This is a genomic window from Aurantibacter sp. UH7, from assembly GCF_056839165.1.
Window position 1 is genome coordinate 1,087,499 of record NZ_CM166388.1, and the last position, 14,422, is coordinate 1,101,920.

At 34.2% G+C, this 14,422-nt stretch carries 13 protein-coding genes; 11 read left to right on the forward strand and 2 right to left on the reverse strand.

Translation table 11 applies throughout. From position 1 onward, the window contains the following. Nucleotides 1-34 precede the first annotated feature (34 nt). From UH7x_RS04740 to rodA, 5 genes are all read left to right on the forward strand, one after another. Complete coding sequence (locus tag UH7x_RS04740) at nucleotides 35-1,063, forward strand: rod shape-determining protein MreB (protein WP_153756878.1); 1,029 nt, start codon at nucleotides 35-37, stop codon at nucleotides 1,061-1,063. 61 nt (nucleotides 1,064-1,124) lie between these two features. Further along, the gene (mreC, locus tag UH7x_RS04745; protein WP_482362576.1) at nucleotides 1,125-1,943 is read left to right on the forward strand and encodes a rod shape-determining protein MreC; all 819 of its coding nucleotides are present in this window, start codon (nucleotides 1,125-1,127) and stop codon (nucleotides 1,941-1,943) included. Beyond that, nucleotides 1,936-2,445 (forward strand): rod shape-determining protein MreD, encoded by a 510-nt coding sequence (locus UH7x_RS04750; protein WP_482362577.1) that lies wholly within the window; start codon nucleotides 1,936-1,938, stop codon nucleotides 2,443-2,445. The genes mreC and UH7x_RS04750 overlap by 8 nt, the downstream gene beginning before the upstream one ends. A 79-nt stretch (nucleotides 2,446-2,524) precedes the next feature. After that, nucleotides 2,525-4,432, forward strand: a complete 1,908-nt coding sequence (locus UH7x_RS04755; RefSeq protein WP_482362578.1) for a peptidoglycan D,D-transpeptidase FtsI family protein — start codon at nucleotides 2,525-2,527, stop codon at nucleotides 4,430-4,432. A 10-nt stretch (nucleotides 4,433-4,442) separates the two neighbouring features. After that, nucleotides 4,443-5,729: a rod shape-determining protein RodA gene (gene rodA, locus UH7x_RS04760; RefSeq protein WP_482362579.1), complete on the forward strand. Its 1,287-nt coding sequence runs from the start codon at nucleotides 4,443-4,445 to the stop codon at nucleotides 5,727-5,729. On the opposite strand, the gene UH7x_RS04765 is transcribed toward rodA, so the two are convergent. Next, nucleotides 5,726-6,538, reverse strand: coding sequence for a DNA/RNA non-specific endonuclease (locus UH7x_RS04765; protein ID WP_482362580.1), 813 nt, complete (start codon nucleotides 6,536-6,538; stop codon nucleotides 5,726-5,728). The two genes, rodA and UH7x_RS04765, sit on opposite strands and share 4 nt — an antisense overlap. A 146-nt stretch (nucleotides 6,539-6,684) precedes the next feature. Here UH7x_RS04765 and msrB point away from each other — a divergent pair, with 146 nt between their 5' ends. Next, the gene (msrB, locus tag UH7x_RS04770) at nucleotides 6,685-7,140 is read left to right on the forward strand and encodes a peptide-methionine (R)-S-oxide reductase MsrB (RefSeq protein WP_482362581.1); all 456 of its coding nucleotides are present in this window, start codon (nucleotides 6,685-6,687) and stop codon (nucleotides 7,138-7,140) included. 81 nt (nucleotides 7,141-7,221) lie between these two features. Here msrB and UH7x_RS04775 read toward each other — a convergent pair whose 3' ends face one another. Then, nucleotides 7,222-9,345, reverse strand: coding sequence for a carboxy terminal-processing peptidase (locus UH7x_RS04775; RefSeq protein ID WP_482362582.1), 2,124 nt, complete (start codon nucleotides 9,343-9,345; stop codon nucleotides 7,222-7,224). A 193-nt stretch (nucleotides 9,346-9,538) separates the two neighbouring features. Here UH7x_RS04775 and surE point away from each other — a divergent pair, with 193 nt between their 5' ends. The 5 genes from surE to UH7x_RS04800 all read left to right on the forward strand — a co-directional run bounded on the left by surE (nucleotide 9,539) and on the right by UH7x_RS04800 (nucleotide 14,418). Then, nucleotides 9,539-10,318, forward strand: a complete 780-nt coding sequence (surE, locus tag UH7x_RS04780; protein ID WP_482362583.1) for a 5'/3'-nucleotidase SurE — start codon at nucleotides 9,539-9,541, stop codon at nucleotides 10,316-10,318. After that, nucleotides 10,311-10,592: a hypothetical protein gene (locus tag UH7x_RS04785; RefSeq protein WP_482362584.1), complete on the forward strand. Its 282-nt coding sequence runs from the start codon at nucleotides 10,311-10,313 to the stop codon at nucleotides 10,590-10,592. The genes surE and UH7x_RS04785 overlap by 8 nt, the downstream gene beginning before the upstream one ends. 35 nt (nucleotides 10,593-10,627) lie before the next feature. Beyond that, complete coding sequence (lpxB, locus tag UH7x_RS04790) at nucleotides 10,628-11,749, forward strand: lipid-A-disaccharide synthase (protein ID WP_482362585.1); 1,122 nt, start codon at nucleotides 10,628-10,630, stop codon at nucleotides 11,747-11,749. A gap of 76 nt (nucleotides 11,750-11,825) precedes the next feature. Next, on the forward strand, nucleotides 11,826-12,398 hold the full coding sequence (locus tag UH7x_RS04795; RefSeq protein ID WP_482362586.1) for a C40 family peptidase: 573 nt from the start codon (nucleotides 11,826-11,828) through the stop codon (nucleotides 12,396-12,398). A 1-nt stretch (nucleotide 12,399) separates the two neighbouring features. Beyond that, nucleotides 12,400-14,418 (forward strand): ComEC/Rec2 family competence protein, encoded by a 2,019-nt coding sequence (locus UH7x_RS04800; protein ID WP_482362587.1) that lies wholly within the window; start codon nucleotides 12,400-12,402, stop codon nucleotides 14,416-14,418. Nucleotides 14,419-14,422 lie beyond the last annotated feature (4 nt).

A 14,422-nucleotide genomic window follows, 5' to 3' on the forward strand; every position in this document is an offset into this window, starting at 1 on the left:
CTCTAACTATAGTAACGAAACCAAACGAATTAAAATGGGATTTTTTGATTTCTTGACCGAGGAAATCGCCATCGATTTAGGTACGGCGAATACCCTCATTATTCACATGGACAAGGTTGTTGTTGACAGCCCTTCTATTGTTGCACGCGATCGTATATCGGGCAAAATTATTGCTGTTGGAAAAGAAGCCAACATGATGCAAGGCAAAACTCATGAAAATATAAAAACCATTAGACCATTGAAAGATGGTGTAATTGCAGATTTTGATGCATCTGAAAAGATGATTAATATGTTTATTAAAAACATACCTGCGTTAAAGAAAAAATGGTTCCCACCAGCTTTACGAATGGTTATTTGTATTCCTTCAGGGATTACTGAAGTTGAAATGCGTGCGGTAAAAGAATCGGCAGAAAGAGTAAATGGTAAAGAAGTTTATTTAATTCACGAACCAATGGCAGCAGCAATTGGTATCGGTTTAGATATTATGCAACCAAAAGGAAATATGATTGTTGATATAGGTGGCGGTACTACCGAAATTGCAGTTATAGCCTTAGGTGGAATTGTATGTGACAAATCTGTGAAAATTGCAGGTGATGTCTTCACAAACGATATTATTTATTACATGCGTACGCAACACAACTTATATGTTGGTGAAAGTACTGCAGAGAATATAAAAATTGAAATAGGTTCGGCTACTGAAGATTTACAATCGCCCCCAGACGAAAAATCTGTTCAGGGTAGAGATTTATTAACAGGAAAACCTAAACAAGTTCAGATTTCATATAGAGAAATTGCTAAAGCATTGGATAAATCTATTCTTAGAGTTGAAGATGCAGTTATGGAAACGCTTTCGCAAACACCTCCAGAATTAGCAGCAGACATTTACAACACTGGTATTTATTTAGCAGGTGGTGGATCAATGCTACGCGGTTTGGACAGAAGGTTGTCACAAAAGACAGACCTACCTGTATATATTGCGGAAGATCCATTAAGAGCAGTTGTAAGAGGTACTGGCATCGCCTTAAAAAACTTGGACCGCTATAAGAGCATCCTTATTAAGTAGTCTTCGGGTGCAGTAGAAATTTTCGAAAATCCGGCTGGGACTAATTTTTAAGACCAAGTGAATGCAGCAAATCATCAACTTTATAATAAGAAACAAGAATTTTCTCTTGTATATTCTGTTGTTGACTATATCCTTAGGTTTTACAATTCAATCACATTCATTTCATCAATCGCGCTTTTTCAATTCTTCAAATTGGATGACCGGCAATATATATAATGCTTCACATGGAGTTTCATCTTATTTTGAACTTCAAAAAGAAAACAAAGCATTAGTTGATGAAAATAAAAGGCTGAGAAATTTACTTTTTAATTTTGATTTAGAAGACACAGTTAAACTTGACTCGCTTCAGCTTACATATACCATTACACCAGCAAAAATAATTAAGAATAGTTATGCCGACCATCGCAATTACATTACCATAAATAAAGGTAAAAAGGACAGCGTTAAAATTGACATGGGTGTAATTACTAACCAAGGTATTTTAGGAATTGTAGAAAACACGTCTAATAATTTTGCATCGGTACAGAGTATACTTAACGAAAAATCGAACATCAATGCAAAAATTAAAAATACCAATCATTTTGGGTCTTTAGTTTGGGATGCCAATAATTATAATGTTGTTCAATTAATAGATATACCGAAACTAGTACCATTGTTGGTAGGCGATACCATTGTTACTGGAGCCATGAGCAGTATTTTTCCTGAAAACATTCCCATTGGAACAATCAAAAAGTTCGACCTAGACAATTCGGAGAACTTTTACACCATTGATGTTACTTTATTTAATGACATGACGAACATTCAAAATGTTTATGTTGTGAGCAATGCGGATAAAAAAGAAATACAAGAACTAGAAAAACAAACTGAAGCGAATGATTAGTAATTATTACTTTATCAACTTCATTAGGTTTGCACTACTTGTTTTAGTGCAGGTTTTGGTATTTAATAGGCTCAATTTTTTCGGGTTTATTAATCCGATGGTGTACATTTTATTTTTGTATTGGTATCCTGTAAAAGAAAATAGAGCATTATTAATTGGACTTAGTTTTCTATTGGGATTATCAATTGATTTTTTCTCGGACACCATGGCATTACATGCCGCATCAACAGTTACGATAGCCTATTTAAGGCCTACAATTATGCGATTTGTATTTGGCGTTAACTTTGAGTTTCAATCCTTTCGTTTAGGCAACACCACAAGGGTACAACAAATTGCATTTTTAACGTTATTAATAGTAGTGCATCATGCTTTTTTCTACACTTTAGAAATATTCAGTTTTAGTAATATTCTATTGATAATTAAGAAAATAGTCGCCAATGGCCTAGCCACTTTAGTATTGTGCCTATTGTTTACTTCACTTTTTAGTGTGCGTAAAGAATAAAAAAAGCAATAAGAAAGCTTAGTGAATATATAATTTAGGAAGATTTAATTTCCATTTAAAAACATTAATTCTCTCTTTGATGAAAAAGATTTTACTTTCATCTATCATTGTAATAATCGGGATTGTTTTTCTCGGTAGGCTTTCCTATTTACAAATTTTTAGTTACTCCCCTGATCTTGCAGGAGATCCGGCGATTAAAGAAATTTATGACTATCCTGAACGTGGTTATATATATGATCGCAATGGAAAGCTTTTAGTCGGTAATGATCCTGCCTATGATGTTATGGTTATTCCGAGAGAAGTAAAAGCCTTTGACACTTTAGAGTTTTGTAGTTTATTAAATTTAAAACATGACAAACTAATTAAAGAGCTCAAAAAAGCGCGTCATTATTCCCCAAGGCTACCTTCCGTTCTTGTTCCGCAATTATCAAAAGAGGATTATGCTAGGCTTCAAGAAAAAATGCGCCATTACACTGGGTTCTATATACAGAAACGATCTCTTCGGTATTACGACACCAATTCAGGAGCAAATGTATTAGGATATATTAGTGAAGTAAATGATCGCGATTTAGCTAAAAATCCATATTACGTTCAAGGTGAATTAACGGGTAGAACTGGAGTTGAAAAAGTTTATGAGGATACATTGCGAGGAAGAAAAGGCATTCAATATATTCAAAAAGACCGCTTTAATAGAGATATTGGCAAGTACAAGGATGGAGCCCTTGATGTACAACCGATACAAGGAAAAGAAATAACCCTTACAATTGATAAGGATTTACAGGAATACGGCGAACTATTAATGCATGGTAAATGGGGAGGTATTGTAGCCATCGAACCTTCATCAGGAGAAATCTTAACAATGATTTCTGGCCCAACATATGACCCATCGTTGTTAGTAGGAAGAAAACGTTCTGCTAATTATAGCAAACTACATTATGATTCCATTTCCAAACCAACTTTTGACCGATCTATTTCGTTTGAAAAAAGTCCAGGCTCACCCTTTAAGGCAATAAATGCGCTTATCGCATTGCAAGTTGGAGCGGTAACGCCATCAACAACTTTTACATGTCATCATGGTTTTTATATTGGAAGAAGTAAAAAAGGATGTCATTGTGGTGGTGGAACTAGAAATTTGAATAACGGAATTTACAAATCTTGTAACGCTTATTTCGTAGGAGCTTATAAAAAGATTTTCGAACAATTTCCGTCTAATGCTGAAGCAATGGATGCTTGGGAAGGTCATGTTAGAAGTTTCGGGTTAGGGTCATATTTAGGATCTGACCTTCACACAGGAAGACGCGGAAGTGTACCAAGTACTGAGCTTTACAATAAGTGGTATGGAGAAGGTGACAGAAGATGGTCAGCAACAACTACATATTCTAACGCTATTGGACAAGGAGAAGTTAATGTAACCCCTATTCAATTAGCAAACATGACAGCAGCGATTGCGAATAGAGGTCATTTTTACACGCCGCACATCATTAAAAAAATTGAGGGAGAAGATATTGAAATCCCCAAATTTACAGAACGAAGAAATACAACGATTGACAGAAAACATTTTGAGCCGGTAGTACAAGGTATGGCCGATGTATATCATAAGGGTACTGCGAGATATGTTCAAATACCAGACATCGAAATTGCAGGTAAAACAGGAACCGTGGAGAATTTTATGGTAATTGATAGCGTTAGAACTCAATTGACTGACAATTCTGTTTTTGTTGCCTTCGCACCAGTCAACAATCCTAAAATAGCTTTAGCAGTTTATATTCAAAATGGTTATTACGGTTCTAGATATGCTGGCCATATCGCTTCTTTATTAATTGAGAAATACTTAAAAGGATATATTACTAGAAAAGATCTGGAAAAGCGAATGTTAGAAAGAACATTAGAAAGAGAATATGCTAAGCCATATAGCGGTGAAGAGTTTAAGATAAATGAGTATGATTGGAGCAAAGACGCCATAAAACACGAAACGGAAGCCCGTTAAAAAATTAAGTATGGCAGTAGGTAGAAGTATTCTTAAAAGAATTGATTGGCTCACCGTATTATTCTATTTGCTTTTAGTTTTAATTGGCTGGGTAAATATTTATTCGAGCACATTTACCGATACCGATATTTCCATATTTGATTTCAGCACCTTACATGGTAAACAACTTTTCTTTATACTTACAAGTTTTGCATCGACGGTAATTTTATTAAGTCTCGATCCTAATTTCTACGAACGCTTTTCCAGTCTATTTTATATTATTGCAATGGTGCTCTTATTGGGGTTATTTCTCTTTGGTAAAACTATTGCTGGTGCTACATCTTGGTACGATTTAGGTTTTTTTAATTTACAACCTTCAGAGTTTGCAAAAGTTGCCACAGCATTAGGGTTAGCTAAATATCTAAGTGATATTCAAACAGATATAAAACGGCGCAAAGATCAATGGTATGCCTTTCTTATATTGTTAATTCCAGCTTTATTAATTATTCCGCAACCAGATCCAGGGAGTGCTTTGGTCTTCTTTGCGATGACCTTTGTTATTTTTAGAGAAGGTTTGCCATTGTACTATCTAGGTATTGGCTTATTTGCAATCTTGGTTTTTGTAATCACATTAATGTTTGGCACAGTTTGGATTGCAATTAGCATAGCCATCATAATTTTACTTTTTATGATGTTGAAAAAGAAAAAGTTTAAGGTTCCGGTAATACCTGTAACTGGTGCAATTGTCGCCACTTTACTTTTTTCACTTTCTGTTAATTTTGTTTTTAATAATGTTTTTGAACAAAGACACCGTGATCGCTTTAGTCTTTGGTTGCGCCTTGAAAAAGATCCACAAAAATTAGAAAAGATTAGACAAACTATTGGCTACAATAGTTATCAGTCTGAAAAAGCTATTGAATCTGGTGGACTATGGGGCAAGGGCTTTTTGGAAGGAACGCGAACCAAAGGTAATTTCGTACCCGAACAACATTCAGATTATATCTTTACCACCATAGGAGAGGAATGGGGGTTTTTAGGAACTGCGGCGGTAGTCGTTATTTTCACCTTAATGTTATTACGATTAGTTTTCCTGGCAGAACGCCAAAAGACAGATTTTAGTCGAATGTACGGTTATGGCGTTATTTCTATATTACTCATACATTATTTTATAAACGTCGGTATGGTAATAGGCCTATTACCAACAATCGGTATTCCACTGCCCTATTTTAGTTATGGTGGATCCAGTATGCTCGGTTTTACGGCATTACTCTTTATATTTTTAAAGTTAGATGCCAATAGAATGAAAGAAGGTTACTAGAATTTCCAATCGTTTTTAACATTGGTACTTTCAAGTTTTGCTTCAACAGCATCCGATAGTTTTTCGAAGAAATCGATTCCTGTTAACTTTTCAATTTCATCAACAGTTACGGTAAAATTCTGCAAAGGTTTTGAGCTTTCTTTGCCGGGCATTAGAAATGCAATCATTTTTAAATTATCAGCGTCTCCTCGTGCTATAATTTTATAGTAATACTTTGGCACAGCTACATCTTCATCACCTATTTCATTTAATCCATCTTCAAGCACTCCGCCCGTAGCCACAAAAATAGTATTATACTTTTTTGCCCACTGTCTCACTTTTTGCTCTAATCTATTCCATACTCCAGCATTAAAATCTCTGTCTTGTGGACTAATATTACTCGTATAAAAAGTTTCATTGTATGCCTGCTTAGAAAAACGACGATCACCAGCCGGGCAAAGATGACCTCTATCATAACCAGAGCCTTTATAGTTACGCCAATCGGCGGACTTAGTTCTTACAGCAGGGTCTTCAATAAAATACGGACGCTTACGATCATCATAAGTTAAGTGTTCTTTCTTCAGCATATAAGCTACCCATTCTGCTTGCTCAAAAGGCTCATTATAAGACAGTGTAAAATGTTGATGCGCTACAATTTCACCTGTCGTCGAACTAGGTAAAAATAGCTGAGCTATTTCAGTACTAGGACTATTTTCATCTTTTGCTGAATAGGTGTCAGGGGTGTAAAAATTTTCAAATAACCAAAAACCTATAACACATATTAAAAGTAGAATGGTGTAAATAGCTTTATTCTTAGTACGACTGCTCATGCTTCAAAAGTAAAATAAATAAAGAGTATACACCTATCTCTAATTGTAAGATTTAATAAGTTATTTCGACCAAACAGTACTATATCTCACAATACTTTTATACTTTGTGCGACGTGTATTAATCTAATAAAGAGAGAAAAACTAGTATGCTTACATGGAAAGACGTAATTCATTTTGCGGTTAATGGAAACCCAAAACCTGATAAAAGAGTAGAAAAAACTGCTGCCGAATGGCGTGAAATTTTAACACCTGAACAGTTTAGAATTACCCGTAATAAGGGAACAGAGGCTGCGCATTCAGGAGAACTTTGTGGTATTCATGAGGCCGGTTTGTATAATTGTGTTTGTTGCAACGAACCCTTATTTGATTCTACTATTAAATTTGAATCGGGTACTGGTTGGCCAAGTTTTACACAACCAATTAAAGAAAATGCTATTAAGTATATAAAAGACACCACTTACGGCATGGTTCGCGTAGAAGTACTTTGCAATACTTGTGACGGGCATTTAGGTCATGTTTTTCCTGATGGACCAAAACCAAGTGGATTGCGATATTGTATTAATTCGGAATCTATGAAACTTCAACCTACAGTCAGCGAATAGAAAGCCTAAAACAAAATATGTATAGATTCATAAAAAAAGCCTGCTAATTAGCAGGCTTTTTTTTATCATCGTAATTGGTCGTTATCCTTTAACGCTAGCCAATTTTGAATTATCTTTCTTAATACTACTATTCATCTGAATGTCTTGTAAAACATTTACTGCTTCTTCAACATAAACATCTTTTGCTAAATTCTTGTGCCAACGGTCTCTTTTCTCACGTAGAACAGAATCTTTGGTAAACAATTCTTGCTCATACTGCAAAGATTTAAAGGATAAATGAGAATCGTAATCAGCCATTTTCTTAAAATAATCTGATTTCTCTTTATCTTTTTTAACTTCTTCTTTATACACATCATATTTCAAAGAAATTACAGTTTCATCTTGTTCAGATTTAATCCACTGTGCATTCTCTTCAATTAATTTAATTTGAGCATTATTTGCCATTCTATTCTTACTATTAGCAATGGTCTTTTCAAAATCGATATAACCTTCCCAAGGGGTATAATCTGCTGGAGAAATTTTATCCCATTTAAGCGGATTAGCTTGATCTCGTTCACCTAAATCTATATAACTATATCTGTCCGGCACAACAACATCACTCTTAACACCTTCTAATTGTGTAGAGCCACCATTAATTCTATAGAATTTTTGAGTGGTCAATTTAATAGCGCCTAAGTCTCCATGATCATTACTTCGAACAATATTTTCTAATGGAATTACATTTTGCACGGTTCCTTTACCGAAAGTTTGTTTACTACCGATTACTATGGCACGCTTATAATCTTGCATTGCAGCGGCTAAAATTTCAGATGCTGAAGCAGACAATTCGTTTACTAATACTACCAACGGACCATCCCATTGAATACGTTCATCTTTATCATCATACACTTCTTTTCCATCATCTGAAGAACGTACTTGAACAATTGGTCCGTCCTTAATAAACAAACCAGCCATTTCAATTACTGTTTTTAATGAACCACCACCGTTGTCTCTTAAATCTAAAATTAAGCCTTCTGCACCTTCTTCTTTAAGGCGCTCCACTTCTTTAGCGACATCTGTTGCAGCATTACGCTCACCATAATCTTCAAAATTTACATAAAACTTAGGTAAATTAATTATACCGTATTTTTTATCATCTTTATAAATATTCGCCGATTTCGCAAAAGACTCTTCTAATTCTACAACATCTCTTGTTAATGAAATAACTTCATGCGAACCATCAATCTTTTTAACTGTAAGATCAACCACTGTTCCTTCTGGGCCTTTTATCATTTTAATAGCATCGTCTAAACGCATACCAACAATATCTACAGGCTCACCGCCATTCTGACCTACTTTTATAATTTCATCACCAACTTCAATACGTTGATCAAGCCAAACAGGTCCACCAGAAATAATACCTTCAATTTTAGCACCAGTATTCGTTTTTCTTAAACGAGCACCAATACCTTCAAATTTACCAGACATACTAGTATCAAATTTCTCTTTTTCCTCTGGTGCAAAATAATATGTGTGAGGATCAAACTCGTCTACAATAGTATTTATGTATTGTACAAACCAATCTTTACGTTGCAAATCATCTACAAAATCAAAAAATTCATCCAGTGTTTTCTGAGTAGATTTTCTAGAAGATTTTTCAGCTTCAGTAGGAGTTAAGGGCTCTTTATCCTCAGCAACATCAGTTAACTTAGAATCATAAGTACCCATAGTTGCATATTTTAACTGCTTTCTCCAACGCTGTTTTAAATCATTTTTAGATGCAGCAAAAGACTCTATTTTATAATCGATATTTATAGACTCGTCTTGTGTGTAGTCAAATGGGGTAGCCAAAACCTCTTTATAAATATTCTTAGCTTCATTCATTCTTTTCATTAATCGCTCATGTACGATATTAAAAAAAGCGATATCAGTATTTTTAATTTGATCATCTATCTGAAACTTATATTGTTCGAATTCCAAAATATCTTCTTCAATAAAATAACGTTTTGTAGGATCCAAAACATCAATAAAATCTTCAAATACACTTACAGAGAAATCATCATCAATATTCTTTGGATCATAATGCCCTTTTTCAAGCACATAAGTAATAAGCTCAAGAAGCAACTTATCTTTATCATCTGTATTTTCGAAAGATTTATTGGTAAAGCTACAAGATGCAACTGCAATCAACATTACTAATAATGCGTAGGCTAAATTATTCTTCATAGAATTTGTTTAGTTTTAAGACAATCTATTTTTTCGGAGGATGATTGTCAATAAGCGTCCTAATTTTTAATCTAATTCCCTAAGATACTGAAAAAACCATGCCATTTTGGGACCAACGGCATTAATTTTTTGTTAAACGACCTAGGGGTCATATCTCTTTTTAAACGTATTTTTATGGTTTAAATTATATAGAATGCAAAAACCCTTGATTCTAGTCACAAATGACGATGGTGTAACCGCTCCCGGCATTAAAGCACTTGTCAGTTTTATGAAAGAAATTGGCGATGTAGTTGTAGTAGCACCTGACAGTCCACAATCTGGTCAAGGACATGCCATTACACTAGATTACGCCCTATTTTCTGCCAAAATTTCGACTGATGATGACAGTGACGGGTATGTGGCATATTCTTGTAGTGGAACACCTGCAGATTGTGTTAAATTGGGCCTTCAAGAGATTTTAACTAGAAGACCAGATATTTGCGTAAGTGGCATTAATCACGGTTCCAATTCATCAATAAACGTGATATACTCAGGTACTATGAGTGCTGCTATTGAAGCTGGTATTGAAGGAATACCAGCAATAGGTTTCTCGCTCTGTGATTTTTCTTGGAATGCTGATTTTGAAGCTGCTAAGGAAGCAATAATAAAAATAGTAAGATCTGCGTTAGAAAATGGTATTCCTAATGGTGTCGTGCTCAATGTAAACATTCCAAAACTTGAAAAAGACAAAATAGCAGGTATCAAAATTTGTCGACAAGCAAGAGCAAACTGGAGAGAACGTTTTGACAAGCGCACTAACCCAATGGGAAAAGAATATTATTGGCTTACGGGTGAGTTCGAACTACTAGATAAAGGAGAGGACACAGATGAATACGCTTTATCTAAAGGCTATATCTCCGTGGTTCCCACTCAATTTGATTTAACGGCACACCATGCCATTCAAGGATTAAATAACTGGAATCTTCATGAATAAAAAAGAAATAATTATTGGTTTTATAGTAGGTATTATTGCCAATACTATTGGCACACTTGTTTATATTTTGATTTTTTCAGAAATGGGCATTATGGAAACATTTGAAGCAGCCTTAAAACAAGGCCATTTAGGTAGTCTGCTTGCATTAGGTGCTATTTTAAATCTCATTGCATTCTTTGGATTTCTTAGACTTAAAAGAGACGAACGAGCTAGAGGTGTTCTTATCGCCACCATAATTTCGGCATTAGTTATCTTGTATTACAAAATGTTCTAAAGTTCATATTGAACTAAAAAATGTGATTCAAAAGTATGAAGTACTATATTATAGCAGGAGAAGCTTCAGGTGACTTACACGGATCCAACTTAATTAAGGCATTAAAAAAAGAAGATTTAGATGCTGATATTCGTTGTTGGGGAGGTAATTTAATGGAGGCTGCTGGCGCACATTTGGTAAAGCATTACAAAGAATTAGCATTCATGGGATTTTTAGAGGTGATAATGAACCTTGGTAGAATATCTAAGAATATAAAATTCTGCAAGGCTGACATTGCCAAATTTAAACCCGACGCAATTATATTTATTGACTATTCTGGATTTAATCTAAGAATTGCAAAATGGGCGAAAGCTCATAATTTCAATACCAATTATTATATCTCACCACAAATATGGGCTTCTCGTGAAGGTCGTATTGAAAGTATTAAGCGTGATATTAATACGATGCACGTAATTCTTCCTTTTGAAAAAGAATTCTATGAAAAAAAGCACAATTACTCAGTTAACTTTGTTGGACATCCTTTAATTGATGCAATTGGAAATTCAACCAAACCCGAAGACAAATCATTTCGAGCGTCAAATAATCTTGACCCGAACAAACCAATAATTGCATTATTACCCGGTAGTAGAAAGCAAGAAGTTGAAAAAATGCTTGAACTAATGCTTTCTGTTGTTGAAGATTTCGGCGATTATCAATTTGTAATAGCCGGCGCACCTAGTCTAGATGATGACTTTTATAAAACTTTCTTGAATGGAAAGAATATCAACTTTGTATCCAACCAAACATATGACTTGTTAAGTCTTTCTTTTGCAGCCTTAGTAACAAGTGGCACGGCAACATTAGAAACTGCATTATTTAAAGTACCCCAAGTAGTATGTTACAGAGCGAATTGGCTGTCATACCAAATAGCTAGGCGTATTATTACGTTAGATTACATTTCATTGGTGAATTTAATTATGAACAAAGAAGTTGTAAAAGAACTAATTCAGAATGACCTTACTACAAAGAATATTAGAAAGGAGCTTAAAAACATTCTTGAAGGCCCAAAAAGAACTCAACAAATTGATGCCTATTCTGAACTGGAAAAGAAATTAGGTGGTAAAGGCGCAAGTGAAAATACTGCCAAATCTATCATTAGAAATATACCTTCACAATAGAAAATTTACATTCAAAAATTCATTTTGCAAAAAAATGTATAATTTTGAGTATCCCCATAGAACTAAAACTACTTTGATGATGCAAAGAATATTATACATCTCACTATGCCTTTTGGTGTGTAGTTGTGGCGTATCTAAGAAAAGTACAACGTCTTCAAAATCGCGTTCGGTAACCGTTAATGCTTCAGAAAAAAGACCTCATGTAAGCGTTGAAGGCACTCCAACCAAACGAACCACAGTTGAAAGAAAAAAGAAAAATATTTCGATTTCAAAAGCTGATGAAATAATAAATACTGCGCTAACTTTTTCAGGAACACGTTATAAATTTGGCGGCACAAGTAAAAGAGGAATGGATTGCTCGGGACTACTTTATGTGTCATTTGGTGAACACGATGTCTCATTACCACGGGTCTCTTATCATATGGCTGAAGAGGGTAAGCGTATAAATGTTAGAAATGTAGCGAAGGGAGATCTTTTATTTTTTAAGACTAGTAGAAAAAGCAAACGTATTAATCATGTAGGTATGGTGGTAGCTACAGGCGATGAAATAAAATTTATTCATGCCAGTTCTTCCCGAGGGGTAATCGTTTCTTCACTAAGAGAAGGCTATTGGAATTCCGCTTTTGTGAAGGCAAACCGGATACTTTAAAATGCAGCTGTTACGCTTTGTACCCATAAAGCTAACGGCGTTTCTTATTATTGGTATTTTAATTGGTTCTTTTACTAATCTTAGTATTCCTATTGCCTTTGGAATAACAATTATACTTCTAATACTACTTGCATTTATTTTTACAAAAGAGAAAAACAGGCAGCGCCAAGCTTTCGGTAGTATTACCTTTTTACTAACCATTTCAATTGGCATATTAGCGACCTCACTTTCTAATCCCCTAAACTTAGCTAGTGACTATAGTAAAATTGAAACTACAAAAGTAGCAAGTTGGCATGTAAAAGTTACTGAGGTTCTCAAGCCAACAAACTTCTCGAATCGATATTTTGCTTCAATAATTTCTACAAATAATAAAAGAGCTACTGGTAAAATTTTATTAAGTCAGTTAAAAGATTCGTTACAAACCCCGTTTTACATTGATGATGAATTACACATTGTTGGAAAATCAGAAGTTATTAAACCTCCATTAAATCCACATCAATTTAATTACAAAAATTACATGTTGGGGTTAGGTGTTCGAGATCAACTATTTGTAAAAAATGACAACTATATATTAGAAAAAAATGTAAGTACAAGCATATATGGTTTAGCCGCAAATATTAGAAATAAGATTATAACAAATTTAAAACAGGAAAATTTCGGACCCGAAGAACTATCTGTTATTCAAGCACTTTTATTAGGCCAACGCAATGATATTTCGACTTCGACTTATGATGATTACAAAAACGCTGGAGCAGTTCATATTTTAGCACTTTCTGGTTTACACATTGGTATTTTGTTATTGTTGTTGAATTTTTTATTACAACCACTCACCTATTTACCGCATGGTAAAACAGTTAAATTAATTTTCACGGTATTCCTTCTTTGGGGGTTTGCACTTGTTGCGGGGCTTTCTGCAAGCATTGTTAGGGCAGTTACTATGTTCACTTTTGTAGCCTACGCATTGTATTTAAATAGACCGAGTAACACTTTTAATATTCTCGCGCTTTCAATGTTTTTTATACTCTTAGTTTTTGACCCCAATCTTTTATTTCAGGTAGGTTTTCAAATGAGTTATGCAGCCGTCTTTTCAATAGTATGGATATACCCTTTGCTACAAAAATTCTGGTTTCCGAAAAATATTGTTCTTCGAAAAATTTGGCAATTATTATCTGTAAGTATAGCCGCCCAATTGGGGGTATTACCCATTAGTCTTTTCTATTTTCATCAATTTCCTGGTTTATTTTTTATTTCAAATCTTTTAATAGTTCCGGCTTTAGGGCTTATTCTTGGTATGGGAATTCTTGTAATTGCATTATCCTTAGTGAACATTTTACCACCGATTTTAGTCACCATATATAATTCTTTAATTGGTTGGATGAATTCCATAATAGCCTGGGTAGCTAAACAAGAAAGTTTTGTATTTAAGGATATTTCATTTGATTTCTCACAACTTATTATCGCTTATTTCATATTAGTTGGCCTAATTTTATTCACAAGCAGAATCAATTTTAAGAGGGCATTATTTTTAGGGAGTACTCTCCTTGTATTTCAACTTTATACAATTGGAACAACCTTTAAAAAAAGTCAGAAAAGATTACTAGTATTGGTGCATCAAACCAAAAACACGATACTATTAGCACAGAACGGAAAGAATCTAGAGGTTTTGTGCACAGATTCGGTTAAAGCAAAAAGTCTTGTACAAGGTTACAAAGTTGCCGAGCGCAATACTACGATTAAAAACAAGTCCTTGCAAAATGCTTATACTTTTAAAAATAAAAATATTTATCGGTTAGATAGTTTAGGTATTTATCCTTTAAAAAAATCGAATGTAAATTTATTATTGATTACCCAATCGCCTAAAATAAATTTAGCCCGATTTATAGATTCTGTCCAACCAAACAGAATTATTGCGGATGGAAGTAATTATAGAAGTTATGTTAACAGATGGAAAAAAACTTGCCTAAAAAGAAAAGTCCCTTTTCATTATACTGGTGAAAAGGGAGCTTTCTATTTTGATTAAAATA